The 26,899-nt window shown below is 54.0% G+C and carries 24 protein-coding genes; 1 reads left to right on the plus strand and 23 read right to left on the minus strand.

The genetic code is table 11. The annotated features are described in order from the left end of the window. Positions 1 to 8: 8 nt before the first annotated feature. From ACAF76_RS21035 to glmU, 20 genes are all read right to left on the minus strand, one after another. Positions 9 to 947: a serine/threonine protein kinase gene (locus ACAF76_RS21035; protein WP_421617939.1), complete on the minus strand. Its 939-nt coding sequence runs from the start codon at positions 945 to 947 to the stop codon at positions 9 to 11. Then, a complete protein-coding gene (locus tag ACAF76_RS21040) occupies positions 937 to 1,698 on the minus strand; it encodes a hypothetical protein (protein WP_421617319.1) in 762 nt (253 codons plus the stop codon). Before ACAF76_RS21040 ends, ACAF76_RS21035 begins: the two co-directional genes overlap by 11 nt. A 66-nt stretch (positions 1,699 to 1,764) precedes the next feature. Further along, complete coding sequence (gene spoIIE, locus ACAF76_RS21045; protein WP_421617320.1) at positions 1,765 to 4,239, minus strand: stage II sporulation protein E; 2,475 nt, start codon at positions 4,237 to 4,239, stop codon at positions 1,765 to 1,767. A gap of 291 nt (positions 4,240 to 4,530) precedes the next feature. Continuing rightward, complete coding sequence (locus ACAF76_RS21050) at positions 4,531 to 4,899, minus strand: S1 RNA-binding domain-containing protein (RefSeq protein WP_421617321.1); 369 nt, start codon at positions 4,897 to 4,899, stop codon at positions 4,531 to 4,533. A 41-nt stretch (positions 4,900 to 4,940) separates the two neighbouring features. Then, positions 4,941 to 5,249, minus strand: coding sequence for an FtsB family cell division protein (locus ACAF76_RS21055; protein WP_421617322.1), 309 nt, complete (start codon positions 5,247 to 5,249; stop codon positions 4,941 to 4,943). A 22-nt stretch (positions 5,250 to 5,271) separates the two neighbouring features. Continuing rightward, entirely contained in the window at positions 5,272 to 5,844 is a 573-nt protein-coding gene (gene yabQ, locus ACAF76_RS21060) for a spore cortex biosynthesis protein YabQ (protein WP_421617323.1), read from the minus strand. Continuing rightward, positions 5,841 to 6,125: a sporulation protein YabP gene (gene yabP / locus ACAF76_RS21065; protein WP_421617324.1), complete on the minus strand. Its 285-nt coding sequence runs from the start codon at positions 6,123 to 6,125 to the stop codon at positions 5,841 to 5,843. Before yabP ends, yabQ begins: the two co-directional genes overlap by 4 nt. Positions 6,126 to 6,302: 177 nt before the next feature. Beyond that, entirely contained in the window at positions 6,303 to 8,342 is a 2,040-nt protein-coding gene (locus tag ACAF76_RS21070) for a copper amine oxidase N-terminal domain-containing protein (RefSeq protein WP_421617325.1), read from the minus strand. An 87-nt stretch (positions 8,343 to 8,429) separates the two neighbouring features. Next, entirely contained in the window at positions 8,430 to 10,538 is a 2,109-nt protein-coding gene (locus tag ACAF76_RS21075; RefSeq protein ID WP_421617326.1) for a GDYXXLXY domain-containing protein, read from the minus strand. A gap of 133 nt (positions 10,539 to 10,671) precedes the next feature. Continuing rightward, positions 10,672 to 10,968 carry an RNA-binding S4 domain-containing protein gene (locus tag ACAF76_RS21080; RefSeq protein ID WP_421617327.1) on the minus strand — a complete coding sequence of 99 codons (297 nt, stop codon included), beginning with the start codon at positions 10,966 to 10,968 and terminating at the stop codon, positions 10,672 to 10,674. Further along, positions 10,965 to 12,458, minus strand: coding sequence for a nucleoside triphosphate pyrophosphohydrolase (mazG, locus tag ACAF76_RS21085; RefSeq protein WP_421617328.1), 1,494 nt, complete (start codon positions 12,456 to 12,458; stop codon positions 10,965 to 10,967). The genes ACAF76_RS21080 and mazG overlap by 4 nt, the downstream gene beginning before the upstream one ends. Before the next feature lie 3 nt (positions 12,459 to 12,461). Beyond that, entirely contained in the window at positions 12,462 to 14,141 is a 1,680-nt protein-coding gene (locus ACAF76_RS21090; RefSeq protein WP_421617329.1) for a putative polysaccharide biosynthesis protein, read from the minus strand. A gap of 106 nt (positions 14,142 to 14,247) precedes the next feature. Beyond that, positions 14,248 to 14,790: a stage V sporulation protein T gene (gene spoVT, locus ACAF76_RS21095; RefSeq protein ID WP_421617330.1), complete on the minus strand. Its 543-nt coding sequence runs from the start codon at positions 14,788 to 14,790 to the stop codon at positions 14,248 to 14,250. Between the two features lie 236 nt (positions 14,791 to 15,026). Then, positions 15,027 to 16,094 carry a peptidylprolyl isomerase gene (locus ACAF76_RS21100; protein WP_421617331.1) on the minus strand — a complete coding sequence of 356 codons (1,068 nt, stop codon included), beginning with the start codon at positions 16,092 to 16,094 and terminating at the stop codon, positions 15,027 to 15,029. Positions 16,095 to 16,126: 32 nt separating this feature from the next. Continuing rightward, entirely contained in the window at positions 16,127 to 19,675 is a 3,549-nt protein-coding gene (gene mfd, locus ACAF76_RS21105) for a transcription-repair coupling factor (protein ID WP_421617332.1), read from the minus strand. A gap of 143 nt (positions 19,676 to 19,818) precedes the next feature. Continuing rightward, entirely contained in the window at positions 19,819 to 20,049 is a 231-nt protein-coding gene (locus ACAF76_RS21110; protein WP_421617333.1) for an anti-sigma-F factor Fin, read from the minus strand. Positions 20,050 to 20,152: 103 nt separating this feature from the next. Next, positions 20,153 to 20,722, minus strand: coding sequence for an aminoacyl-tRNA hydrolase (gene pth, locus ACAF76_RS21115; protein WP_421617334.1), 570 nt, complete (start codon positions 20,720 to 20,722; stop codon positions 20,153 to 20,155). A 128-nt stretch (positions 20,723 to 20,850) separates the two neighbouring features. Beyond that, a complete protein-coding gene (locus ACAF76_RS21120) occupies positions 20,851 to 21,465 on the minus strand; it encodes a 50S ribosomal protein L25 (protein WP_421617335.1) in 615 nt (204 codons plus the stop codon). A 101-nt stretch (positions 21,466 to 21,566) separates the two neighbouring features. Next, complete coding sequence (locus tag ACAF76_RS21125; RefSeq protein WP_421617336.1) at positions 21,567 to 22,517, minus strand: ribose-phosphate diphosphokinase; 951 nt, start codon at positions 22,515 to 22,517, stop codon at positions 21,567 to 21,569. Positions 22,518 to 22,538: 21 nt separating this feature from the next. Continuing rightward, a complete protein-coding gene (gene glmU, locus ACAF76_RS21130; protein ID WP_421617337.1) occupies positions 22,539 to 23,924 on the minus strand; it encodes a bifunctional UDP-N-acetylglucosamine diphosphorylase/glucosamine-1-phosphate N-acetyltransferase GlmU in 1,386 nt (461 codons plus the stop codon). Between the two features lie 192 nt (positions 23,925 to 24,116). Between glmU and ACAF76_RS21135 the strand changes: the two genes are divergently transcribed. Then, the gene (locus ACAF76_RS21135; RefSeq protein WP_421617338.1) at positions 24,117 to 25,142 is read left to right on the plus strand and encodes a CobW family GTP-binding protein; all 1,026 of its coding nucleotides are present in this window, start codon (positions 24,117 to 24,119) and stop codon (positions 25,140 to 25,142) included. Positions 25,143 to 25,157: 15 nt separating this feature from the next. On the opposite strand, the gene spoVG is transcribed toward ACAF76_RS21135, so the two are convergent. From spoVG to purR, 3 genes are all read right to left on the minus strand, one after another. Then, a complete protein-coding gene (gene spoVG / locus ACAF76_RS21140) occupies positions 25,158 to 25,445 on the minus strand; it encodes a septation regulator SpoVG (RefSeq protein WP_421617339.1) in 288 nt (95 codons plus the stop codon). A gap of 188 nt (positions 25,446 to 25,633) precedes the next feature. Continuing rightward, positions 25,634 to 26,017, minus strand: a complete 384-nt coding sequence (locus ACAF76_RS21145) for a RidA family protein (RefSeq protein ID WP_421617340.1) — start codon at positions 26,015 to 26,017, stop codon at positions 25,634 to 25,636. A 27-nt stretch (positions 26,018 to 26,044) separates the two neighbouring features. After that, positions 26,045 to 26,872 carry a pur operon repressor gene (gene purR, locus ACAF76_RS21150; protein ID WP_421617341.1) on the minus strand — a complete coding sequence of 276 codons (828 nt, stop codon included), beginning with the start codon at positions 26,870 to 26,872 and terminating at the stop codon, positions 26,045 to 26,047. Between the last annotated feature and the right edge of the window lie 27 nt (positions 26,873 to 26,899).

The raw sequence follows: 26,899 nt of genomic DNA on the forward strand, positions 1-26,899 counted from the left end.
TCACATCCTTATAAAAACCAGGCGTAGTAAAGGGTGCCGGCCAACAACAGCATCGAGGCGACGAACAGGCTGCCGATCCATTTGCCCGCTGCTCCCGAATCGGGCTGGGGTGCTGGCTGCGCCGCAACCGCCACTGCAGACTGGCGCAAAATCGCAAGCATCTCCGCTCTCATCTCTCTGGCTGTCGCGTACTTCCCGTGAAATGCCTTGATCAACGGCACACGGTACGGGTACAAACCGTCACTGTTCCGTATTATATCACATAGCGACTGGGTTTGCCGCGATTCCCCTTGTGCAATCGCCATTTTCCACGCTTGCGGGTCAGCCATCAGCCGGACCATCATGGTGGCTGCTGAAAACAGATCGTATGCAATCTCGGCTCGCCTGTCACCGGAGTGCCAATACGCCCGGTCGTACTCCTCGGTAAACTGGCGGACAGCGTTGCCGAGCTTCGTCACGCCGCCGAAGTCGATCAGCCGGGTTTGCTTGTCGTGACGCGTCACGATGATATTTTCCGGCTTCAGATCGCCGAACACATAGCCGTGCTGATGCAGGATGTCGAGACGGGCCAGCAGTTGGACGATCAGCACCGGAACCCACTCCGTGCCCGCCTGTCTGACGTACTCGTCGAGCTGGTCCCCATCCAGATATTCCATTGCGTAAAACGGATACGTCCTGCCGTCGATGACCAGGTCGTCCACATCACACAGGAGCGGTCCCACTCGGGTATCCCGCCCCTGCTGTACACTTTTTAATACATGGACCTCCATGAGAATGTCCATGCTCTCGATACCGACCTTTACCGCACGCCGCACGCCGCCCTGGGTCACCAGGTACACGGCCCCGTTCGCGCCACGTCCCACCTCCCGCACGACGTGGTACGTATTTTGGTTCCACTTGCCGCGAAACTGGCGGGGCAGCACAGGCGTAGACGCTTTAAAAGACATGGTCGCGCAGCGTGCCGTCAGCGTCGTCTTCCTCCGACACGTCACGATAGCGATCTGCCAAATGTTGCGGGAGCTTGATCTGCTCAAACAGGGCAATCGCCTCGACGATCGCCGGACCGGTCGGCGTGATGCCGCTCATCGCCAAATCAGCGCTTAACTGATGCGCCTGCTCCACCTGCTCTGTCCACGGAATCCTTACGTCCAGGAACTTTTGTTTCCCAGGAAATGTGCAGACTGCCATCCGGCTCTGTCCGCTTCGCGAGCGCAGGCTGATGCTGAAGTCGTGGATCGCCTGCTGGACGGCGGACAGCTTTGGCTTCATGCTGCCAGATGTATCGACCAGCATGACTACATTGAGGCTGCTCTTTTCTCCCAGCTCGTCCACCATTCCCGCTACCTGCACCCTTTTTTCCGGCGCCAATTCCTGAATCCCGGAATCTCCGAGGATTTCTTGCAATTCTTTATTCACGACCTGGTGGATGGTCCGGGTCATCGCCTTGCGCGTCAGCATCTGCACGGTTTGCGCCAGCTGCTGCGGGTAGACGATGTCGCACAAGCCTCCACCCGCTTCTGCAATCTCGCGGATCTCTGCTTCTCCCTTTTCTCCCATCTCACTCTTGTCGATTACGCCAATGACATTTACAGTAATGCCTTGATCTCGTGCCAGGGACGCCGCCGCCACGGGACTCATCCCGGAATTGGAGCATCCGTCTGTGACAACCAAAATCTGCCGAAGTGTCGCTTCTTTCACAAATAATCTCCCCATTCTGCCTGTTTTAGCAACAGTATCGCCGCAGGATGGGGAAAACATACCTCGTCAACTGACAATCCGCGGCCGGTCGAGCTTTTCCATGCCCTGCACCTGGATCGCCGACCATTGCGGCACAAAGCGGTCAATGCGGGCGACGAGCACCGTCATATCGTCGACGATCTGGCCGGAATGCTGGCGGATGACCTTTTCCAGCAGCAGGTCTGCCACTTCCTGCGGCTCGTCCGTGACCAGCTCGGATATCATCCGCTTCATCCACATCTGTCTGTTCTCGATGTGGCGCGGCGCTTCGTAGATGCCATCCGACATCATAATCAGCAGATCCCCGGGCTTGAGCATGCGCGAGACGACATCGACCTCGATTTCATCGAGAATCCCCACCGGCAGGTTGTTGGCCGAGATCGTGATCACATCGGAGCCCCGTTTTACAAAGCTGGGCGTCGAGCCGATTTTGATAAACCGCGTATGCGCTGTCTGCAAATCGATCAGCGCCAGATCGACAGTGGCGAACATCTCGTCCGTCGAGCGCAGGGCAAGTATCGAGTTGACCGTCTTGATCGACAGCTTTTCATCGATCCCGGAGCGCAATAGCTGCTGCAGCATGTCGAGCGCCGACTGGCTCTCCAGGAGCGCCCGCTCTCCATTGCCCATCCCGTCGCTGATCGCCAGAGCGATTTTGCCGTTGCCCAAATCCATCGTGCGGAAGCTGTCCCCCGACAACAGCTTGCCGTCTTTGGCTGCGCCCGCTACGCCGATGTCGATCTCGAATGTTTTGGCGGACGACAGGCACATCGTGCAGGAGCCGTCTCTTTGCGCTTCGCAGTGCCGCTCCTTGACGATGATGTTTTCGCCCAAAATCTCCGTCAGCATCGGCGCGACGATTTTGGCGCATTCGTCTCTTCCGTAGCAGGAGGGCTGGCTGATCTCTATATCTACTTTGCCTTCCTCCAGACTGTGTATGTCAACGCGGCGCACCGACAGGCCGAGCCCTTCCAGCGCTTTCGAGACCTGCTTTTCCTGAAAGCTCAGCTCCATCCCTTCCCGCTGGATTTCCATCGCAAAATCACTCATCACCCTGGAGACGCCGGAGAGCTGATCGGCTACCAGCTTGCGGCTTTCCTTCACCTGCTTTTTCAGCAGTTCAAACGACTGCTCGCGGTCGTACTCCTGCTCGATGACGGTGATGACCTTTTCTGTCTTCACGCACTTGCGCTCCCAGTCGCGGGGCGGCGTCACCCCGGCGAGCGTGCCGTTTTCAAACACGCGCTCCATCATCCAGCGCATGCTGTCATACGTCGCGTCCGTATCCTTTTCCCAGCACTGCTCCTTTTTCCAGCACTTCTGGCACGTAAAAGCGGTGACCCGGCTCAGAAAGGCGTCGGCGTGCTCCTCTGACTCCTCGTTTTGCGCGGTCTGGGCAAAGCTGCGCGAGAGTTGTGTAAACAGATCGGAAAACTGCCTGATTTTTCCCGCTGTCACATCGCGCACCTGGCGCATGTACTCCTGATGCGACTGCTGGTTTTCCGGTGTGCCCGGGATAAAGCGGGCGACTTTTTTCCATACAGCGCTGGGGGTGAGCAAAAAGAACACCACCGCAATCGATGTCTCCGCCAGCGAGAAGAACAAGGTATCTTCCGCGCCGCCGTAGATCGCCAAAATTGCGGTCCCGATCAGCAGCCCTGCCGAGACGCCTACCTTGCCCCCTTCCTTGAGCAGACCGGCGAGCAAGCCGGAGAAGGCGAGCAGGTTGATTTGCTGCAAAGCCGAGACATTGGCGAGGCTGAGGATCAGTCCGGTCACGACACCGACGGCTGCACCGACCGTCCCCCCGCCGACGAAGGCGAACAAGAGAAGCAGGTAGCGGGAGAAGACATGCTCCATCGAGACGCCCTCGATGACCCAATCGACGGTTCCCGTCATCAGCGACGCGAGCAGGATCACCAGCGAGACGATCTCTTCATTTTTCAGCGGCTCGTACGGCTTGGACAAAAAGACGACAGAGAGCGACTGAATAAAAATCAGCGTCAGGATAAACCCGAGTATCGCCTCGATCCCGATCATCACGAGTTCGTAAGTGTTTACCTGGTTGGTCAATATATGAAAAAACAGATGGCTGAAAAACACGGTCAGCATCACGAGCAGGGGCGTACGGGAAAAATCTTTTCGCCTCATTCGCTCGCTCAGCCTGCATACGGCATACGCCAGTACGATTCCCAAAAGCGCTTGCATGCCCAGCGGAACCGATTGGGTAAACGAGCCTGCGATCAAGGCAGCCCCTGTTACCAGCATGATGTCGCGCCTGAGGTAGAACATCACCATAAAGTAGGGGATGACGAAAGGAGTCAGTTCTTCGAGGATCAAAGCCCGTCCAAGCAAGAAGCCCATCGCCAAGGGGATGGCATTCCATTTTTGCGCCAGCTTGGCCAGCCTTTCCGTCCATGTTGTTGCTGCGGTATTTAGCGAATCCGATACTTGCCGGGTCCATTCCTGACCGGCTCCCGAGATATTTTTATTTGCGAACATTGTGGCACCACCCCGTCTTGGTCGTTTTTCGTGACTCCATTATACGAAGGGGCCATTGTAAAATTTGTCAAAATACCAAAACGCATACACAGAATCGTGCGACAATATTCCTGACACAATCGGACAAAAGAAAAAGCCGACGTCATGGCGGACAACGTCGGCTAACAGGTGAATCGCGCTTCGCGATACGGGCTTACGAAATAGTATTCTCCATATTTGGTAAATGACCTTCTCTTTTTGAGAAGAAAATGCTCGCGACACAAAGAAAGAAAAATCGGAATTTTTTGGATTTTATGACCGGTTGCGGTTTCGCCTTTCTCCGCCTTTTTTGCGCTCAGCCTGTCGATCTTCGCTTTCTTTTAAAAAGCGACTCAGCTTATCCTCAAAGTTTTCCGTCCGCTCCCGCACCGAACGCTGCGTCCTGGTTGGTTCCTGAGCCTTTTTGATGGACAAGCCAATTTTGCCTTCACGCAGATGAAGCACCTTCACGGTCACCTTGTCCCCGATCTTGAGGAACTGGTGGATGTCGTGTACAAACGTGTCGGCGATCTCGCTGATGTGAACCAGACCGGTAGCTCCCCCTGGCAGCTCCACAAAGGCTCCAAACTTGGTAATTCCCGTCACTCTTCCTTCCAGTTTGCTCCCGATCTCTACTTGCATGAACGCGGAAAGCCTCCCTCTTCTGAAGATAAGCGCAAACCTTATTCCGGAATCACGTATATGCTTTCGCCAGGCTTGGTGTAGTAGATTCGTTTTCGGGCCAACTCGGCGAGATATTCCTCGTCATTGAGGCGACTCGCTTCATAGGTGAGCTCTTCTTGTTCCTGCATCAAAGCTGCAGTCTCCTGTTTGAGCTGATCCAGTTCGGCCTTTTTCTGGGCAAGCACGTCGCTTTGCAGATACAATGTATATCCCGTCCAGACAAAGCAGCAGAGAATGACAAAGAAAAAGAGCCGGATTCTGCGCTTCTGGCCTTTGCGATTTGCTGGTGCGGACGTTGCCTTGCTCATCGTTTCTACTCACCCCTGACGTTTACTCCCGTTTTTTCTTCGATGGAAACCATTTCTTTCCGTAGTTCCAAAATCCTGTTGCCCTGCCTGCAATTTTTTTCCCCAAATCTTGACCCCATCTGGCAAACGGCGATGTGACAAAACGCGTCACTTTCCACAAGAAGCCGAGAATCCCCATCAGAATGCCGTAGATAAATGTCAGCAGCATGAGGATTAGCCGGTACAAAAAGAGAATGGGGCGAACAAGCAGGGTGTGAATCACCAGCAGGCTGGTCCGATATAACCACTGTGAAAATCTTATCACGCGATGCAAAAAATGGATATACTTCTTGCTACCTAGGTAAAAATACACCCACGCTCCGACAATCATGCCAAAAAATACAGGAAAACGAATCATCCCGTCGTTAACCTTGACCAGAATCCAAAAGGTCAGTCCGAGGCTCCCGACCCAAAAGATCACATCGAACAGAAAGACCATCCAGATGGGCATTCTGCTTTTGTCCTTGAAAACGTGGTAGGTGTCAAACCCCATCCCCATCAGCGCACCACACGTGAACATTGCCAAAACCGTCTGCAGTTGGACAGAGATACTCACTTGAACAACTTGCCGAAGAACCCTCTCGACCGATCCCCGGCTTGCCCTTGTTCCAGATAGGCCATTTCGTGAACAAGACCCTCAATGGCCACTTCTCCGGTCTCCAGACTCAAATTTTTCATATGCAGGTTTTGGCCACGTATGGTTAAAAATCCACCCTCTGTCTCCAGAAGGAATTCTTCGCTGTCAAAGCTCTCTACGTTTTTGACGCCGGAAATCGCCAAGCTGCGCCGATTGACCATGACGACTTCGTGCCGAGGCCGCTTCATGTGCTCGTTCATCCTTAACTCCTCCCTCAACGTACCCTTCTTGTACCATCGTATGGGAGGGGATGTCCGTTTATGTGCGTTTTCTCGGAGAATGGAGGAAAATTGAGGGATAAAAAAAAACCGGAGTGGACGTGTGGGATGGACACGTCCGGCTCCGGGTGAAGCACATCGGAAAGGTTGCCTGCTGGCTTAGCGGTAAACGGTGTAGATGCCGTTTACGTAAATAATCTGGTAGCCGGTGCGTTCTGCGACAGCGCGCAGCGGAATGACCGGGATATTGTTGCGCAGTTGCACTGCTTCCGGCAAAGTGATGCTTTGTCCGTTTACAGTAGCAGTCTTGGAGCCGACTGTAAACTGCATCGTCGTATTGCCGCTCACAATGCGCGCGGATGTATTATTCCAGGTAACGGACATGCCCAGCCCGTCACGATAGAAGGAAGCTGGCATCAGGGTGTGGCCGTTCACCACGATTGGCGCTGTGGCAAGTGCGTGTGTCGCGCCATTTTTGGTGTACGAAGCGACATTGGCTTTAAAGCCTACGCCATTGAGAGCCACGATATTCACCGGGCGGGCAAACAGCACGCCTTGCTCCTCGGAGGAGAAGATGGAAATGCTGTACATGCCGGTCGTAGCCGGGTTGACGATGGCTGCCGTCTCGGCGAAATTGATTTGTACGGCAGTGTTAGCCGGAATGTCCTGTGCCGGGAAGACAACCAGGTTTTGACCGCGTACGCCTACATAGTTTGCAGCGACTCCGTTGACCGTGACGGTGTTTGCCGGCACGTAGGCAGGCACCGTGAAGCCGACTGGCAGGACGACTTCAATAAAGTCCTGTCCTCTGGTCAGCGGTTTGCCCAGCCCTTTGATTCCGACCTGCAGGCCTGTCGGCGTAGAAGCCGTCGCTCTGCTCAGCGCAAGTGTAGCTGTGCTGTTGTCGACTGGTACCGCAGGAGCAGTGTTGCCGGTGATATCGAATTTTTTGGAACGGTATGTTTTACCGTCTACTTTTGCTACGATCTCGTAAGACCCAGGCGTGCGTGGGTTAATGATGTACGCCAGCTCCGCGAACCGTACCGTCATCTTATTGGTGCTGCTAAAGCCGCTCGGGATATTGAAGCTGACGCGGTTTCCGCTCACGCTCAAGCCGGAGACAGCAATGTTGTTCACAGTTACATTGGCGCTGGAGATAACCGGTGGAACCATTTCCACGCTCGGGAATTCGATTTCAACCCGATCCCCATACGCTACCCGTTCGTCCAGGTTGAAGTCCAGTGTGTAGCTGGTCCGCGCACCAGGGCTGGAATTGGTAATCGACACGTCAAATGCTGACGAAGACGTACCGGACGACGACGAACCCTTGATTTCAAACGAGTCGGACTTGTACGTCTTCTTGTCATACTCGACCTCAATCACGTACGACTTGCCGGAGGACGGGTTTTCAATCCCTGCCGACTTGAGGAAATCGATTTCCAGGTAGCTGTCGCCATCTGCATCTTCCGGTACGTCGATGCGGACGGTGCTGCCGGAGATGGTCACTCTGTCGGCACGCTCGCCGTTTACCTCTACGTAGTTGCGGTTGATGCTGCTCGGCAACATTTTCCTATCCGGGAATGTGACGGTAATCGTTTTCCCTTCGCGCAATTTCGTACTCAGCTTGATTCTGCCAAGCGAGATCGACGTTTCTTGGCCCGCATTGCTGTTGCCCAGCTTCACGTCAAATTTGCCGCTGCTGCCCGATTTGGAAGAGGAATTTTTGCCACCGATTGTGATCTCTTCCGTCTTGAAGCTGTTCTCAGCGCTTGTCTTGACGCTGATCTTGTAATCGCCCTTGGACTTCGGGTTGGTGATTCCATCGATTGTCAAAATCAGCAGAGTACCCTTGCTGATTTTTTCATCAATCTCGACCTCGATCGTGGTCCCGCTGACCGATACGTCGTAGATGTCGTACTCGTCGCCGTCGTCGTCTTCCAGTATGACGTCTCTCGGCTTGAGATTTTTGTCTACCTTAAACCCGGACGGAAACTTGACGGTGATGATGTCACCTGCTGAAAGTGCCTTGTCAATTTCAAACTCGATCGTATATTCAGTTTCTTCATCAGTATCCGTATCGTCAGCCGAGACATCTTCTACCGAAAGGGCATAAGTCGCTTGAGGGAACAGTACAAGCGGACTGGCGAACACGGATGTAGCCAGCAGTAGGGATACACCTGCATGTAATTTTTTGCGCAAGATAAACGCCTCCTTTTCCTGCAATCCCTTATAGCTTAAAGAATGTTTGGCAGGAAAGGGTTACAGAGCGGTAACGAATTGATTTCTTTACTTTTCTGCCAGGCCCTCCACGATCGCATCCCCGTTTGCGGCGACGCGTACCAGCGCGTACTTCGCCTTCTCCTCCACCTCGCGCCCGGTGCCTTCCGGGATGAAGTAATTCTCGATGCCGTACTCCACGTTGCCGTAGCCGTACACTCTGCCGTTGATGATCACGTCTCCCGCTTCTGCCTGGTAAGTCCGGTTCCAGGTGCCCCCCAGCTCGTAGTAGCCGCTGAAGTCGTACACGTCGTCCTCGGTTTTGCGCAACACGACGCGAATCTTTTCATTGGATGGCAGCTCATTGCTCAATCGGGAAAAGGAGTAGCTCAAGCGAACGTAATCGCCTTGCAGCAGCGAGCGCGGATCGAACGGCCGCAGTTCCAGCTTGACCAAAGTACCCTTTGCTAAAATCGCTTCACTGCTCCACACCTGGTAGCCGGCGACAGCAAACTGCAGCATGATCACCAATCCCAGCGCGAGTCTTTTGCTCGCCCAGACAGGCGGCCTGGCTGCGGAAACCTGCTGCCCGCTGCGAAGCTCAAGCGTGTAGCTGACGAGGAAGAACAGCACACTGAGCAACAGCAGGCTAAACGACTTGTGCAGCAGGCTCCAGAGAAAGTCGTGGTATTTCATCAGCAAAAAGACGAACCAGAATCCAAGCGAGAGGCGGAATTCCCACACGCGTCCTGTACGAAGCGTCCAGTACAGCAAAAAGGTGCTGAGGGCAAAAAAACCGAGATTGAGCCACAATCCTGCCATCTGGGTATAGCTCTCCGCAAGCGTGAGCAAGACGAACAGCCCGTAAAACAGGGAGGTGCCGCGCAAAACGGGATGCAGGCGCGGCCACAGGTACAGTGCCGTTTGCAGAAGGAATACAGCCCATAATCCTGCTTTATTCCAGAACAAAATGTACAGGTTCATGTGCAGGACGAGCGAGAAGGCGACCTGCGCCATCAAACGCCCCGGCAGGCTGGGGACCAAGACCCAAAGGCCGGCGATGATCGCGAGAAATACGATCCACAGCGCATTGTCATTGTATTGGGAAAAGTAAAAACCGAGCAGCAAGCCGACTCCCAGGAGCGTGTAGCGGACAGTCGCATCCATCCGTTTCGCCAACACTGCCGGCAGCAAGAAAACGACTACGGTCAGCAAAAAGAAGCCAAACTCCCCCAGTACATCATCCAACGATGTCAGCGACGCAAGGGCAATGATGGAAAGCGTTCCGAGCAGGCTGGCAACGGTGACGATGAGGGCCGTAAATACCTCGCGAAACACGCGAAACCAGCGGCTAGACGTCACCTGTTCATGTTGGCGCAACCGTTTGACCAGTACCGTCGAGCCCGCCACGAGACCGACAACCAAAAGCAGCCCGATCAGCATATACCCCAGGGAAGGGTAGGTAAACATGTAGTAGATGAATTGGTAGAGCGCAAAGATCGTCAAAAAGCCCGACGTGACCAGCAGCAGTCCGCGCTGTGGCCGCCATTTGAGGAAAGCGTAAAACAGTGCGATATTGACCAGAATGTAAAGCAGCTCAGGAATGAAACTGTACACATCGACGAATGACATCACCAACAGTGCCGTACAAAACACGAGAAAAGACAGGATGCGAACGACAGGCAGGTCAGGCGTTTTCCGCGATGTCAGCCAAAACAAGGCGAGATTGCCCAAAGCGATGAGCCAGTAAAACAGGAACCACCACTGGTCCTCCCAGCGCAGACGAAGAGAAGACTGGTTCAAGTAAAACCAGATAACCAGATGGACGAGCACATAGCTGAGCACGTAAAACGGCTGATAGCGCGTCAGGACGGCAAACAGCAGATTCGGCACCAGCCAGACGACAAACAGCAAGTAGCTGTCGGCATGAGAGTTGTAGATTTGCCCCAGCAGGGCGACCGTGATTCCGAATGAGATACCGCCTGCGACAAGCAGCCAGTTGCTGATAAACGCCTGCCTTTTCCAGAACAGGGATACAAGATAGGAAGTCAAATAGAACAGAGCGAGCACCGCAGCACTGACCCCGATTTTTTCCCAGCGGTCCAGTGCCGGCCAATTGGATGCAAAAAAGTATAAGAGCGCAGAAAGCAGCAGTGAGATGGCCAATAAGTAGCCCAACCGTACAATATTTCCGTGTATCACCCTGACACGACCTTTCTGAATGGGGTACATCCATTATATGCTAATTTTGGGATAAAAAAAGAAACCACCTTTGATGCGGCGGTTTCTTTTTGATCCGATCACGAGGCGGCTACTCCCCTTTGAGGTAGGCATCCTCTTCTTTTTCATCACGCGGCACCGGCACTTCGCCCAGCACCGTGTACAGCGAAGCAGCCTCTTCCTTGCGCGGATTTTCCTTGATGTCCTCTACTTGTACGGTCACGATCTTCTGACCGAAGCGAATCGCCAGCTTATCCCCGATCTTGACGTTGCTCGACGCTTTCGCCGGACGGTCGTTGATTTCCACGCGCGCCTTGTCGCATACCTCTTTGGCCAGAGTGCGCCGCTTGATCAGCCGGGATACTTTCAAATACTTGTCCAATCTCATGCTTCTGCTCCCCTTTTTTGCTGCTGCTTGGCTTCCTCCCACCACTTGTCCATCTCTTGCAGGTCGGTTTGGTCAAAGGTTCGTCCTGCCTCTTGCAGCTTTTTCTCGATATAGGTAAACCGATGGATAAACTTTTTGTTCGTCAGCGCCAGCGCCTCTTCGGGATCAATCTTGAGGAAGCGGGCCAGGTTGACGACGGCAAACAGCAAATCGCCCAGCTCGCCGGGACGTTCCTGCTCGGATGCTTCCTGCAGCTCGCGGAACTCCTCTTCGACCTTGCTGTACACATCGGCGATGTCGCTCCAGTCAAACCCGGTCTGCGCAGCCTTTTTCTGCAGCTTGTAGGCGTACATCAGTGCTGGCAGGTCGCGGGGAATGCCAGCCAACTGCGACTGCTTGCTTGTGTCGATGCCTTTTGCCGCTTTCTCCTGCTCTTTGATCTCCTGCCAGTTGGCCAACGCTTCGCTGGCATCTTCCGCATTTTTCTCGCCGAATACATGCGGGTGGCGGCGAATCAGCTTTTCGTTGAGTCCGGCGACGACATCATCGACGGTAAAATAGCCTTCCTCAGCCTTGATCTGGGCATGCAGCATGATCTGCATCAACAAATCGCCCAGCTCCTCGCACATCGCATCGGGATCGTCGTCATCGATCGTCTCCAGCACTTCGTACGTCTCTTCGATCAGGTTTTTGCGGATGCTTTGATGCGTCTGCTCACGATCCCACGGACAGCCTTCGGGGCCTCGCAGGATAGCGACAATGTCTTTCAAATGGGAAAATTGCCGGTACAAAATCCGCTCATCGCGAGCCGGCGGCACGTAGATCAGCGTCAGATTGCCGAAGTGGTCGAGCCGATCCAGCTCGTACAACGGAACCGTCTCGATCCGCTCCTGCCCGACTACACCAACAGCCGTAGCCACCGTTACCTCGTATTCATCGGGCAGCACTTCCATCAGGCTGAGCTTGACCTCAGAGGCGATAAAGGCATCGTACACCTGGGCGATAATCGTATGTAAACCGGGAGAAACCTGGCTGCTCTGCATGGATGTTCCGTCCAGCAGCGCGAAGCCTTCGATCGGGTCGATTTGCAAACGGGCAAACAGCGGGTCGAGAAAGCTCTGTCCGCCCCCGATCTCGATCTCCACGCCGCGCTCTGCCGCCTGCTCCAACAGAAGCTGAACTGTACGCTCCGCCACCAGCGGATGTCCGGGAACGGCGTAGACGATCTCTCCCAACTCGCGTGCGCGGTCAAACAGCGTCTCTGCGATTTCGGCGTAGACGTCGGAGAAGCTGTCGTGCCGTTCGTACACCTCGTCGAAGGATTGCAGCGACACCCCTTCTTCCGCCAATTGTGCGACGACGGGATGCTCCTTCGTCCGCAGGTACAGATGTTTGGCCTGGCGAATCGTCCGGTAGATGCCGTATGGCAACTGCTCCAGGTCCCCTGCGCCCAGGCCGACGACTGCGATTTTGTATGTTGTCTGTTCCATCCGTTACGCCTCTCTTCCCTTTTCCATCTTGCCTTTTGCCGGTGCGATCAAGCGGAATTTGGTCAGCATGGAAGCGATCCGCTTGCCTTTGGGCAGATACGAAATATCTTCGCGCGTCAGCCCGCCTGTCTTCAACAGCGCCAGCAGGTAGACCAGCGCGCCAGTTCCAACGGCAATCAACCCCACGACGGTGTGGAACAGCCGCTCGGAGGAAAGCACGCCCTCAAAAGCCATATAGCCAAGCCATTCGACAACCAGGACCACTACCGACATCACCAGTACGGCGAGGAAAGGCTTGTACACCGTCTTGCGCATGCCAAACTGCGCACCAGTATACTTTTTCACACCCAATACATTCAGCACCATCGCGACGACGTACGCCAGCACGGTAGCCAATGCCGCGCCGGTAATGCCGAAAAACGGCACGAGCGCCAGGTTCAGCACCAGCTTGACCACGACGCCGATAAACAAGTTGCGTGCAGGGCGCATCACTCTGCCCATCCCTTGCAAAATGCCAGCGCTGGCAATCGTCAGCGTGGCGAACAAGATCGTGAAGGACTGGACGGCAAGCGCCTGCGTCCCGCTGCCGTCTCCGTAGAGCATCACGTTGATCGGTTCGGCGAGCAAGGCGAGTCCAAACGAGGCGGGCAAGCCGAGCAAAAAGGTCAGGCGCACCGCAACCTCGGAACGATAGGCGATCAATTTATTTTGCTTTTGCGCGGCAGCTTCGCTAATCGCCGGTACGAGCGCCAGCGAGAGCGAGGTCGCGAAAAACGTGCCAAACTGGATCAGCGGCTGTCCGCGATCGAACGCCCCTTTGAGCAGCTTGGCGGCGTTTTCCTCCATATTGCTGAACTGCAGCATGTTGATGACCGTAATCGAGTCCACCAGCGGGATCAGCGGAATGACCAGCGAGCCCAGGCAGATCGGCAGCGCATATCTCAACAGCCGGCTGAGAATCTGCATGTTGCCCAGGTTGCTGATGCTCGCCTCGCTGGAGAAGCCCATAGCCGCGCCAGCAGACGGCATTTTCCGGTTCTTTTCCTTGCGCCAGTACCACAGCAAGACCAGCGAGGCGGCAATCGCGCCGGGGAAGGCAGCAAACACAGCGCCGGTCCCGGCCAGGTACGCATCCTCATACACGTTCATCGCCCAGAAGGCGGCGATCAAAATAAAAATGACCCGCACGAACTGCTCGATCACCTGTGATACGCCCGTCGGCATCATGTTTTGATGTCCCTGAAAATAGCCGCGGAAAATCGCGACCAGCGGCACCAGCGGCAGTGACAGGGCGACCGCACGCAACGGCGTCGTCAAATGCGCATCCCCCATGAATGCAGCGACCAGCGGCGCACCGCTGTACAGCAGGATGAAAAAGAGGCAGCCGAGTACAAACAAGGCAAGGCTGGCCACGCGAAATACTTTGCTCGCGCCTGGCGCATCACCAATCGCCGTCCGTTCCGAGACGATCTTGGAAATCGCAATTGGAAAACCCGCAGTCGCCAAAATCAGCAAGGCAGAATACAGCGGGTAAACTTGCATGTATACGTACAATCCGATGTCACCGGCAATATTTTGATACGGAATACGGTATACCGCTCCCAGCAGCTTGGAGACAAGACCGGCCACTCCGAGAATCGCAGCGCCTTTCACAAATAAATGAGATGCCTTTTCATGAGCCATGTGCCTGTACGTTCTCCTCTCCAAACTCAAACTTCGTCCATTATACCACAAGAAGCGAACTACAAAAAAACAGCCCCGATCGAGGCTGTTTTCCTGAAAAAGACGCCTATTGTTCCATCTGTTTCGCCAAAAACCCCGCTGCGGTTTCCGCCATTTTCATCTCCAGATCACCCATCTTCGTCGATTCATTTTTGTTCAGGAGAATCACTGAGCCGATCGGATCCCCTCCCGCTACAATCGGAGCGACGACGAAGGAGCCATAGGTTTCGCTCATATCCCGGCAAATTTCATAGGAACCCGGATTTTTTTCCAGCCTGGTCTTCCGCTCTTCCAGGCATTTTTCCACGATGCTGCCAATTGCTTTTTCCAGATACTCCTTCTTGGAGGCCCCGGCTACGGCAATTACGCTGTCTCGATCAGATATTAAAACAGTATGGTTCAGGCTCTCGTACAGAGAGTCAGCGTACTCTTTCGCGAAATCACCAAGTTCTCCAATAGGGGAATACTTCTTGAGAATGACCTCTCCATCGCGGTCGACGAAAATCTCAAGCGGATCGCCCTCACGAATGCGCAGCGTGCGGCGAATCTCCTTTGGAATCACGACCCGTCCGAGGTCGTCAATTCGACGAACGATACCAGTTGCTTTCATGTCTTGTTGCCTCGCTTTCCCTAAGAAGTGGGTAGTGAATAGGTGCTTGGTGGTGGATACCTGTATTTTTTCCTGAAATTCTAATTTTACCTATGCGCAGCGACCACAACTTTTTCCATCCTGTTTCGGTTACTCTCCCCCGGGCGGTAGCGAGTGACTATAGTATTTGTTCACGTTTCAAGAATATGCGAGAAAACGAAAAAACAGGGAGTCGCGTCTCCCTGTTTTCCCTGTGCTTATTCAGCTTGTGCGTTTTTGATTTCCGGAATGTTGTACGTAACGATCAACTTGTCCAGTTCATCGGTGCTAAACGAATCGTACGCAGCTTCCAGCGCCTGTCCGCTCAGTTGATCCTTCATCTCGTCAAAGGTTCTCTCCTGGCGGCTTTCCACTTTGACGATGTGGTAGCCGTAATCCGTTTTTACCGGCGGTCCCACTTCTCCCACCGGCTGGGTCAAGGCTGCCTCTTTAAACTCAGGCACCCATTGCGCCACGACTGCGTTTTCATACAGCCCGCCGTTGTCCTTGCTGCCTGGGTCTTCGGAGAATTCCTGAGCAAGCTGGGCGAAATCTTCTCCGTTTTTCAGGCGCCCTTCCACGTCTTGCGCGATTTTCAGCGCTTCTTCTGGCGTGCGCGTCTCAGACGAAATGAGAATGTGGCGGACAGAAGCGAGCGTACGGTCCGCGACGTCCATCTTGTCGTAAATTTGTTTCAGATCCTCGTCCTTGAGATCGTTGCGCAGGACTGTAATCGAATCGTTGATGATCGCCATTTGCTCGACGATCGTCTCCTTGGTTACGCCGTGGCCTTCCACGAAACCTGCAAACTTGGACTCGGCATCTTCGCCAAAGAAGGACATGTACTGGCCTTTGATTTGTTCAAATGTTTGTTCAGCCTGAGTCACCGATTCTGCGTGAACCGCTTCATCAGCGCGGCTCGCCAGAATTTTCGTCGCTGTATACTCGCGGGCAAACACTTTGATCATTTCCTGGTCAGCCATGGAAATCATGCTGCCTTGCTGCGGATTGATAAAGTTGATGACGCGCAAAAACGTCTCGAATTCGCCGGCGCTCAGTTTGCCGCCCTCGTATTCGACAATCGTCTCATCTGCATTCGCCTCGTACGGCAGCTCCAGCTTCGGGAACATGCTCAACGGATCGAGCTCATCCGCTGAATTCTCATTTTGGTTGGCAGGCGTCTGGTCACCTGTTTGTGTTTGTTCTTTTGCTCCTCCACATCCGGCGAGCAGTGCCATGGTCAACACGACAGCGGACAAAATGGCCAACGAACGTTTCTTTTTCATACAGCCTTCCTTTCTGGAACGCATCAGTCAGTTTAGGAAACTGTGCTTTCCGTACCGGTATCTTTTCGTACCTGGTGGAATTGGCGCAGCAGCTTTTCCACCAATTGTACTCCCTCGTCTTCTTGCAACCCTTTTACTTTAACAGTAATGATGATCTGTTGTCCACCTGTCAGACCTACACGCCTGCTCCAATTGCTGGCAACCGCAAACAGGGCGCCGCCATCGATGTTGTTGTTCTGGCTGGGGTGGAGGTACAGCTTGATCTCATCCGGGTTTTTCTGGCTGATCTCGGTGATTTTGTGCTCCAAGGCGTAGACGCGCAGGCGGGAGATGGTCAACAAATTCTCCACCGGCTTGGGAACCGGACCAAAACGGTCGAGCAGCTCCTCGGCCAAATCGTCGACATCGTCGAGCGAGGAGACGGCCACGAACTTTTTGTACATCTCGATTTTTTGCCTGCTGTCGGTAATGTACAGCGACGGGATGTAGGCGTCCAACTGCAAGTTGATCTCGACCGGGGAGGAAATCTCCTGTTTCGCTTCCCCTTTCAACTCGTCGATCGCCTCCTTCAGCATCTGGCTGTAGAGGTCAAAACCGACCGAGTTGATAAACCCGTGCTGCTCGGCTCCCAGCAGATTCCCCGCACCGCGAATCGACAAGTCGCGCATCGCGATTTTAAAGCCGGAGCCAAGCTCGGTAAACTCCTTGATCGCCTGCAGACGCTTTTCTGCCACTTCTGTCAACACTTTGTCGCGCTGGTACGTAAAGTACGCGTAGGCAATCCGGTTGGAGCGTCCGACGCGGCCGCGAAGCTGGTACAACTGGGACAAGCCCATCTTGTCCGCATTGTAGATAATCAGCGTATTGACGTTGGGGATGTCGACACCTGTCTCGATGATCGTCGTGCTGACCAAAACGTCGAAGTTGCCCTCCAAAAAGTCGAGGATGACACTCTCCAGCTCGCTTTCGTTCATCTGTCCGTGCGCGACCGCAATACGCGCATCGGGAACCAGCATGGAGATTTGCTCCGCCATTTGTTCAATCCCCTGTACCTGGTTGTAGAGGAAAAAGACCTGTCCGTCGCGCGCCAATTCGCGCTCGATCGCTTCACGCACCAATGCCGGACTGTATTCCATGACGTAGGTTTGTACGGGAAAACGGTTCTCCGGCGGCGTCTCGATAACCGACAAATCGCGCACGCCCAGCATCGACATGTGCAAGGTACGTGGAATCGGCGTCGCGGTCAGGGTGATTACATCTACGTTTGTTTTCATCTGTTTCAGCTTTTCCTTGTGACTGACGCCGAAGCGCTGCTCCTCATCGACGATCAGAAGCCCCAGGTCACGAAAAGCCAAGTCTTTGGAAAGCAGGCGGTGGGTGCCGATGACGACATCTACCGTGCCTTCCTTCAGCCCCTTCAAGGTCGCGTTTTGCTCTTTGCGTGAGCGGAAGCGGCTCAGCACTTCCACCCGGATCGGGTAGTCGGCAAAACGCTCGCGAAACGTCTCATAGTGCTGCTGTGCCAAAATCGTCGTCGGCACCAGCACAGCCACCTGTTTGCCGTCCATGACTGATTTGAAAGCGGCACGGATCGCAACCTCCGTCTTTCCGTAGCCGACATCCCCACATACGAGACGATCCATCGGGCGTTTTCGTTCCATATCTTCTTTGACCTCGGCGATCGCCCGAAGCTGGTCAGGCGTCTCCTGATACGGGAACATCGCCTCGAACTCGCGCTGCTCCAATGTATCCGGCGAAAAGGCGTGGCCGACAGCTTGCTCGCGCGATGCGTACAGCTTGATCAAGTCTTCGGCGATGTCTTTGACCGAAGATTTGACCTTGTTTTTCACGCGCTTCCATTCGCTGCCGCCAAGACTGTAGATTTTGGGCTGGGCTTCTTCGCTGGCCACGTATTTTTGCACGTGGTCGATCTGGTCGATCGGAACGAACAGACTGTCGCCTGCTGCGTATTGAATATGCAAGTAATCTTTATGAATTCCGAGTATTTCCTTCGTTTCGATACCCAGGTATTTCCCGATCCCGTGGTTGACGTGAACGACGTAGTCGCCCGGCTTCAACTCCATGTAGTTTTTGATGCGCTCGGCGTTGTTCATCGTTTGCTGGACTTTTCGCGCCTTGCGCTGCTTGGCGGTAAATACCTCGCCTTCGGTAATGACGACCAGCTTGTTGAGCGGCAGCTCAAATCCGGACTGCAAGTTGCCGAGGATGATCGTCGGACGTCCCGGCGGCACGCTTTCCACCGCTTCTGTCAGCAGGTCCGCTTCCATTTCGTAATCGTGCAGCACCCGCTCCAGACGCTTGGCCCGCTCCACGTCGGCGGCGACGAACACAATCTGGTCCTGCGACTTCTTCCAGCGAGCCAGCTCTGTTTTCAGAACATTCATCTGTCCGTGGAAATTTTGCATGCTGCGGCAAGTCAGATTGACGATGTTTTGCGGCTGCGTTTTCGGAGATTGACGCAAAAACAAAGACAGGTAAACCAACTGCCGTTTGCGGGTGGAGAGAATATCCTCGTACGTGCGGGACAAGGTTAGATTGGCCATGTATTCGCCCTGGGCAATCCGCCCGGTCAGCCACTCCGCCTCTTCCTTTTGCAGTTGCACGGCTGTGTCCATGACCCGGGACGGTTCATCGATGATGACGAATGTCTCTTGCGGCAAATAAGACAAAAGCGTATCCTGCGTCGGATAGACGACCGAGATGTAGGAATACAGATGGGGAAAACGCTGTCCCTCTTTCATTTTTTCCACGTCCGAGCCAATCTGTTCGAGAAGCCTTTCCTTGGCTGCTCCGTCTTTGAGCTTGCCCAAGGTTTCTCCCAGCTTCTGCTCCAGCCTGCCTGCCGACTCCTGCAAGAGCGGCGTGGAGGCGATCATTTCCTTCGCCGGACCGACCTGGTAGGATTGCACGGAAGTGAGGGAACGCTGGGTAGCCATGTCAAACGTGCGGATCGAATCAATGTCCACGTCGAACAGTTCGATGCGCACCGGATAGTCGGAATCGATCGGAAACAGGTCGATGATGCCGCCGCGAACGCTCAGCTCACCTTTGCGCTCGACCATGTCGACGCGTTCGTAGCCAAGCTCGATACAGCGCAGTAAAAACGACTCGATGTCCAGCTCTTTCCCGACGACCAGTTCGATCTGCGCTTCCTTCCACACCGCTGGCGGTACGACCAGGCGGCGCAGTCCCGCGAATGGCGTAACCAAAAAACCCGTAAAGCCCTGGGCCAAACGGTTGAACACATGAATGCGCTGCGCCAGCATCTCCGGACTTGCGATCGCCAGCTCCGAGCCGATCAGTTCATTGCCGGGAAAAAGCAGCACCTGGTCGGAGTCGACCAGTTCGCTCAAATCCTCAAACACTTTCTGGGCTTGATACATATTGTGGGTGACGACGCAAACAGGACGATTGGTCATCTGCCACAACGCGGTCATTAGCGTCTGTCTTGCCGAACCGGCCAATCCGGATACAAGCTGTTCGCTCAGTCCTTTTTCCAATCCGGCAGCAATCGTCCCGACGTTTACGTCCTGTTTCATCGGGTTAATGATGACTTGCATTCACGAATCCCCTCTCTGTTCTTCTATCCTACAAGCTCCCGGCAGGTTCCGAGATGGGGCTGTTTTGATTGACCATGCGAAAAGAAGCCTTAGCTCCCCAAGCTAAGGCCTTGTCAGATCAAGCCTTTTGTGTCCAATCTATCTTACTGAAGCGGATTTCCTACAATGGAAAGCTCGGGATGCGTCATCAGCGCTTCACGGCAATAATCGCACATGATGCTGACTACGGTATCCCCATTTTGTTCTTTCGATATTATAAGAGCCCTCTCTTCCGCGGTCAAGGAATCGAGTCCCAACTGGGCTTCTGTCACCTGTGAATCCGTGAATTCCGCAATCTGCATGCCGCAGCATCGACACGAATAACGTATGCTCACCCTGTATGCCACCCCCACACTTTTCCTACTGTTAGTATGGGCGCAAGCGTGGAAAATCATACTAGGGCATCCTCGACTTCAGTTAGGGGCAGCGTGCATCCGCTTACCTTTTCAGGCTGTTGAAATGGTTCATCACTTTCAGAAAAGGCTCAGTCGTCCACATCGCGGATGCTTCCGCGGCCAGGCTGACAGCTTCATCGATCAAAGCTCTCTCTGACGCGGGAAATGCCTGCAGCACGTAATCGCTGACACTTCGCCCCGGCTCCGGACGGCCAATCCCGACCTTGATCCGTTTGAATTCCTGTGTCCCCGTGTGCTGAATCATCGACTTGATCCCGTTGTGTCCTCCCGCGCTTCCTTTTTCCCGCAAGCGGAGATGACCCGTGGGCAAGTCGAGATCATCGTAAATGACGACCAGATCGTCGGGAGAGAGCTTGTAAAACTTGAGAATTTCCGCGATCGATTCACCGGAGAGGTTCATGTAGGTCTGCGGCTTGACCAGCAGCACCTTTTCCCCCTCGAGGCGGCCTTCTCCGACCAACGCGCGAAACTTGTTCTGCTGGACAGGAATGGACCACTTCTCGCTTATTTTATCTATGGCCATAAAACCTGCATTATGTCGGGTATCTTCATATTTTTTACCAGGGTTGCCCAACCCAATGATTACTTTCACGCCGTATAACCTCCAATCTCTCCCCATTGTACATAAAACCGTTCACGGAATACAATGCACGGATGCTGTGGCGCAAAAGAAAACCCCGGCATTTCCATAATACCGGGGATGTCTGTTCACATGTGCAACTACTCCGCAGCTGCTGTCTTCTCGGCTGCCTCGGCTGTCTCTTCCGCCTGCGCCTCAGCTTCCAGCGATTCGTCGGAGGCTGCTTTCACCGGCAGTACGCTGACCAGAACCTCCATCGGCTCCAGTTCCACATCGACACCTGCGGGAATGTCCAGATCCTGCACCAGCACGACATCGCCTATCTGCATGCCGTCTACATCGACTGTAAACGACTCGGGGATATTTCCCGGCAGACAGTTTACCTCGACGCTATGCCGCACCAGCGTCGCCACTCCCAGCTCCGGATCTCCGGCGATCATCACCGGTACCGTCGTGTGAATTTTTTCATTCATATTGATCTGCTTGAAATCTGCATGCAGAATGTTGCCCTGTACAGGATGACGCTGCAGCTCGTAGACCATCACGTCATGCGCCGTGCCCCCGACCGTCAGCCGAAAAGGCTTGTTCGTGGCCTGTTGCCGCAACGCCGCATCCAGTTCGCGTCCACGAACCTGTATCCGCTGGTTGCCCACCTCGGCGCCGTAGAGCACGGCAGGTATCCACCCCTCGCGCCGCAGTCGCTTGACGTTGTTGCCCGTTTCGTTAGCACGCAGTTGAGCCTGTATCGCTTCCACAAAAAAACCTCCTCTGGCAAGCTAGGTAAACATTTCCTCCTTAGCTTGTCCAGAGAAGGTGTATTTCAACCCCGTCTCGCAATCGGGGGATCGGCTCTCGCTTAGTCGAACAGCTTGCTGACGGACAACTCTTCGTGAACGCGGATGATCGCTTCCCCAATGATCGGCGCCACGGACAGAACCGTGATCTTGTCGATGAGCTGCTCTTCTTTCAGCGGAATGGTGTTGGTGACGATCAGTTCCTTGATTTTCGAGTTGGAAATCCGCTCAATCGCCGGACCGGACAATACCGGGTGCGTACAGCACGCGAACACTTCACGCGCTCCAGCTTCGACCAGGGCATTGGCTGCCAGTGTGATGGTGCCTGCGGTGTCGATGATGTCGTCGATAATGATTGCCGTCTTGCCCTCGATATTTCCGACGATGTTCATCACTTCTGCCACGTTTGGCTCCGGACGGCGCTTGTCGATAATTGCGATCGGCGCTTCCAGGCGCTCTGCCAGCTTGCGCGCACGGGTCACTCCGCCGTGGTCAGGGGAGACGACGACGATGTCCTTCAGGCCTTTTTCGCTGAAATGCTTTGCCAAAATCGGAACGCCCAACAAATGATCAACCGGGATGTCAAAGAAGCCTTGAATTTGCGTCGCGTGCAGATCCATCGTAATCACGCGCTGTGCCCCAGCCGTCTCGATCAGGTTTGCCACCAGCTTGGCTGTGATCGGATCGCGGGCGCGCGCCTTGCGATCTTGACGGGCGTAGCCGTAGTACGGAATCACCACGTTGATACTTTTGGCCGATGCACGCTTCAACGCATCTACCATAACCAGCAGCTCCATCAAATGCTCGTTAACGGGAGCAGATGTCGGCTGAATGACAAATACGTCACAACCGCGAACACTTTCGTTTAGCTTGATTTGGCACTCTCCATCACTAAACTGAACGGCTTGGGCATTTCCCAAAGGAACGCCGATATGTTCAGCGATATCCTTTGCCAGCTTCGGGTTTGCGTTACACGTAAATACTTTCAGTTTGGGGTCGCGGTAGTTAGCCATGGTCTTCTCAAGAACCTCCCGTTATGATTGCTTTTTGCCTTTTCGAGGCATTTTGTCGGCGTAATCCAATTTATTGACTTGTCTTTCCCGAGCGATTGCCAGTGCGTTTGCAGGCACATCCAGATGAATGGTCGAGCCTGCCGCTACATACGCATTTTGTCCTACTGTCACCGGTGCTACCAGATTGGTGTTGCAGCCGATGAACGCTCCGTCCTCGACAACGGTCTTGTGCTTGACTGCGCCGTCGTAATTGACGGTAATCGTGCCGCAGCCGATGTTGACATTGGCTCCGATCTCGGCATCACCTACGTAGCTGAGGTGAGGAACCTTGGAGCCTTCCTTGATTTTCGCGTTTTTCAGCTCGACGAAATCGCCGACCTTTACATGCGGGCCAATTTCCGTACCCGGACGCACATACGCATACGGCCCTACTGTAGACTCACGCTCAATAGAGGCCTCTGCCATCACAGCGTAGTGAATGGTCACCTGATCTGCTACCGTGACATCCCTCAAGTCTGCCTGCGGTCCGATGACACAATCGGAACCAATGGTTGTCCTTCCACGCAAAAATGTTCCAGGCTGAATAATCGTATCTGCGCCAATCGTAACGTCAGCCTCAATGTAGGTGCTGCTCGGATCGACGATCGTCACGCCGTTTCTCATGTGCTCCACGGCGATCCGTCTGCGCAGATATGCTTCTGCATCCGCCAGTTGGACGCGATCATTGATCCCCATTGTCTCCTCGGGATCAGCGGCAGCGAAGCCAACTACCTTTTCGCCGCGCTCCCGCAGGATTGCGACACAATCTGTCAAATAGTATTCGCCTTGCGCGTTGTCATTTTTCACTTCTGCCAAGGCATCCCATAATTTTTGATTGTCAACACAGTATATGCCTGTGTTGATTTCGCGGACCGCCCTCTCCGCCTCTGTCGCGTCCTTGTGTTCCACGATTCGCAATACTTCGCCCGCTTCATCGCGGATGATCCGCCCATACCCGGTCGGATCGGGCAGCACGGCAGTCAAAACAGTCGCCGCCGCCTGCTGTGACTCGTGGTAGCGCAACAGGTCCGTAAGCGTTTGCTTGGAGAGAAGCGGAACATCTCCGTACAAAAGGAACGTAGTCCCTTGTTTTCCTTGCAAAAATGGTGCAGCTTGCTGGACAGCGTGTGCTGTACCCATCTGTTTTTCCTGCATCGCATATGTGACGCCTTCGCCCAGCTCGGCGCGAACACTGTCAGCGCCATGTCCGACGACGACGATCATATTCTCTACCTGCATGGAAGCCATCGTATCTATGACATGTTGAACCATCGGCTTCCCGCATACCGGGTGCAAAACCTTGTGCAGCTTCGATTTCATCCGCGTACCCTGACCAGCGGCCAGAACCACGGCATGGATCTTGGACATGTCAACCCTCCATCGTAGAAGTTCCACAATGACTATATCTTAATCATATGTGGATTTCAAGATAATCGGTCCATGATCTCATCGTTTGTTCACATTGTCCCGGAAATTGACATAGGTCTGGAAACATTTAATATTCTGGAAAAATCATGGTATATTGGATGAATAGAGCACTGCAAAAAGGAGGATATGAGCATGCCTACGCGCGTATACATCCTGACAGGCTATCTCGGCAGCGGCAAAACGACGCTGCTGCAAAAGATGCTTGCCCACATGCAGGAGCACGACGGACAAGTCGTCGTATTGATGAACGAAATGGGTGCAGAAGATATTGACGGGGAACTGCTGCAAGGGTTCGGCTTTCCGGTCAAAAAGATGCTGGACGGCTGCATCTGCTGCTCGCTGCAAGGCGAGCTGACGGAAGGACTGAAAGAAATCCTCAACTCCCTCTCTCCCGATACCATTCTCATTGAAACGACAGGCGTGGCCGACCCGATCGATGTAGTTGACGGCCTGACCCACCCCGAATTGTTCGACCGCCTGGAGCTAAAAGGCATGATCAGCGTCGTCGATGCTTCCCGCTTCCTCGAGCTGAACTCCCGTTTTCAATCAACGGGCGCACTGGTCAAGACAATTCGCAACCAGGTGAGCTACGCCGATTTGTTGCTGCTCAACAAAACCGACCTGACCCCTCCCGAGACTCTGAAAAAAGTCGAGGAAAAGCTGCAGCAGCTCAATCCTCGCGCGCCCCTCTACCACACCGTCCAAAGCGAAGTGGACATCCAGCTTTTGCTGTCGGTCACACGCATCGCCCAGACGGATGATGCACAGCGTGCCGCAAAAGTGCCGGTCCAGACCAGCATCGGCCGATTCGACAAGCTCAAGCAGTCACTTGGCCTGAAAACAAGCCCTTCGCTTTACAACAGCATCGAATCATTCGCCTTGTATTTTACCGGGCCCGTAGACCCAGAAAAATTTGAGGATTTTCTCTATAGCCTGCCGAAAAACGTCTACCGTGCCAAAGGATATGTTCAATTCCAGGGGAAAGAAGAGCTGATCTCCTTTCAACATACGGACAACCAGGTTCTGTTTTTTCCGTTCGAGAACTTCGGCCCCAGGATGGTCGCTGTGTTCATCGGCGAAGGCATGGATCAGGAGAAAATCCGCCGCGATCTGGAAGCGTGCTACGCCCAGACAAAGGAAAGCACCCTGTCGCAATGACAGGGTGCTTCTGTGTTATGCGCCTGCTTCGATCGTGCTTTCTTCTTCTTGGCCGACGCGCTCGTATTCAGTTAAAACAGCCAGCTGAATTTTTTCGCGTGTAGCGGAAGAGATCGGATGAGCAATATCGCGGAATTCGCCGTCCGGTGTACGCTTGCTCGGCATTGCCACGAACATGCCATTGTTTCCGTCAATGACACGGATATCATGAACCACAAATTCATGGTCAATCGTAATGGACGCGATCGCTTTCATCCTACCATCCGTATTCACGCGGCGAAGTCTAACGTCTGTTACTTCCATCGTGTTCACTCCCTTTATCTATGAAAAGCGTTTTGTTATATTTCCACTCTCTGGGTAAATATTCCTGCTAGTTTTATTTAATTTTTCAAAAAAAATTCACCGTTCCACAGAAATTCCCAAGAAAACAGCAATAAAAATAGTCCGCTGCACAAAAAATGTGGCGGACTCTGTCTGTTTTCGCGTGCCGATCAGCCTTCCAGATAGGCGACGAATTCAATTTCTACCTTCACGTCACGCGGCAAACGCGCCACTTGAACCGTGGAGCGGGCAGGTTTGTGCTCGCTAAAAACTGTACTGTACACGTCGTTCATTTTCGCAAAGTCGTTCATATCTGCGAGAAACACAGTGGTCTTCACGATGCTCGACGGCGTTGCGCCTGCTTCTTCCAGCAAGCCCTTGATGTTGGCCAGTACTTGTCTGGTCTGCTCTTCGATGTCTCCTTCTACCAGAGAACCGTCGGGGCGCAGCGGAATTTGTCCGGATGCAAACAGGAACGGACCTGCCTTGACCGCCTGGCTGTACGGTCCGATCGCTGCAGGAGCCTTGTCAGTGGATAGGATGGAGATGTTCATCTTCAATTTCCTCCTTTAGTGGGTGGGTTATTCCTTCTCGAAAAAACTGCCCAGCTCGATGGCGATCTGCTTGCCTTTGATATCCACGCCTTGTACTTTGGCGAGGGAGACATAATCGTCAACCAGTCGCTCGGACACATCCGCCGTCGTCTCTACCAAAACGCCGCAGCCGACGACAGTAGCCTGGAATTCCTGCAGCAAATCAATCATGCCGCGCAAGGTCCCGCCTGCTTTCATAAAATCGTCGACGATCAGTACGCGTGAATGCTCGGCCAATGCCCGGCGAGCCAGCGACATGGTCTGAATACGCTTGCTGGAACCGGACACGTAATTGATGCTGACGACAGAGCCTTCCGTCACTTTGTTGTCCCTGCGCACGATTACGACCGGCACGTTGAGATACGTCGCCGTCGCGTAGGCGAGCGGAATGCCTTTTGTCTCTACCGTCATCACCACGTCTACGTCCTTGTCTGCATACGCTGTCGCGAACAGCTTTCCGATCTGTGCCATCGTAGTCGGGTGTCCCAGTATATCAGACATGTACAGGTAGCCACCTGGTAATAGCCGGTCCGGGTTCTCCAATTGCTGGATCAATACACGCATAAATGCGAGCGCTTCCTCTGTTTTCATCCGGGGGATGTACTTGACTCCCCCTGCCGCACCCGCAACCGTTTTCAACAGGCCGACCCCCTGGAGTTCAAACGCCTCCTTGATGATCGACAAGTCTTCACTGATAGATGATTTCGCCGCGCCATACTGTTCGGCAAAAAGGGTGAGCGGAATCAGCGTATGAGGATGGGCTAGCAAGTGCTGGGTCATATCGACCAACCGTGCACTTCTACGCATTTTCTTCATGGCTCTTCCTCCAAAACCGAATGTTAT

This window comes from Brevibacillus sp. TJ4, from assembly GCF_044627595.2.
In the GTDB taxonomy this organism is placed as follows: Bacteria; Bacillota; Bacilli; order Brevibacillales; family Brevibacillaceae; genus Brevibacillus.

Bases quoted from the DNA above. Each gene is read 5' to 3' on its own strand.
- ACAF76_RS21035 (WP_421617939.1), bottom strand. From the start codon at position 947: ATGTCTTTTAAAGCGTCTACGCCTGTGCTGCCCCGCCAGTTTCGCGGC.
- purR (WP_421617341.1), bottom strand. From the start codon at position 26,872: ATGAAGAAAATGCGTAGAAGTGCACGGTTGGTCGATATGACCCAGCAC.
- ACAF76_RS21055 (WP_421617322.1), bottom strand. From the start codon at position 5,249: ATGAGCAAGGCAACGTCCGCACCAGCAAATCGCAAAGGCCAGAAGCGC.
- spoVT (WP_421617330.1), bottom strand. From the start codon at position 14,790: ATGAAAGCAACTGGTATCGTTCGTCGAATTGACGACCTCGGACGGGTC.
- ACAF76_RS21090 (WP_421617329.1), bottom strand. From the start codon at position 14,141: ATGGCTCATGAAAAGGCATCTCATTTATTTGTGAAAGGCGCTGCGATT.
- spoIIE (WP_421617320.1), bottom strand. From the start codon at position 4,239: ATGTTCGCAAATAAAAATATCTCGGGAGCCGGTCAGGAATGGACCCGG.
- ACAF76_RS21135 (WP_421617338.1), top strand. From the start codon at position 24,117: ATGCCTACGCGCGTATACATCCTGACAGGCTATCTCGGCAGCGGCAAA.
- ACAF76_RS21145 (WP_421617340.1), bottom strand. From the start codon at position 26,017: ATGAACATCTCCATCCTATCCACTGACAAGGCTCCTGCAGCGATCGGA.
- ACAF76_RS21125 (WP_421617336.1), bottom strand. From the start codon at position 22,517: ATGGCTAACTACCGCGACCCCAAACTGAAAGTATTTACGTGTAACGCA.
- mfd (WP_421617332.1), bottom strand. From the start codon at position 19,675: ATGCAAGTCATCATTAACCCGATGAAACAGGACGTAAACGTCGGGACG.
- glmU (WP_421617337.1), bottom strand. From the start codon at position 23,924: ATGTCCAAGATCCATGCCGTGGTTCTGGCCGCTGGTCAGGGTACGCGG.
- ACAF76_RS21050 (WP_421617321.1), bottom strand. From the start codon at position 4,899: ATGCAAGTAGAGATCGGGAGCAAACTGGAAGGAAGAGTGACGGGAATT.
- spoVG (WP_421617339.1), bottom strand. From the start codon at position 25,445: ATGGAAGTAACAGACGTTAGACTTCGCCGCGTGAATACGGATGGTAGG.
- mazG (WP_421617328.1), bottom strand. From the start codon at position 12,458: ATGGAACAGACAACATACAAAATCGCAGTCGTCGGCCTGGGCGCAGGG.
- ACAF76_RS21080 (WP_421617327.1), bottom strand. From the start codon at position 10,968: ATGAGATTGGACAAGTATTTGAAAGTATCCCGGCTGATCAAGCGGCGC.
- ACAF76_RS21100 (WP_421617331.1), bottom strand. From the start codon at position 16,094: ATGAAAAAGAAACGTTCGTTGGCCATTTTGTCCGCTGTCGTGTTGACC.
- yabP (WP_421617324.1), bottom strand. From the start codon at position 6,125: ATGAACGAGCACATGAAGCGGCCTCGGCACGAAGTCGTCATGGTCAAT.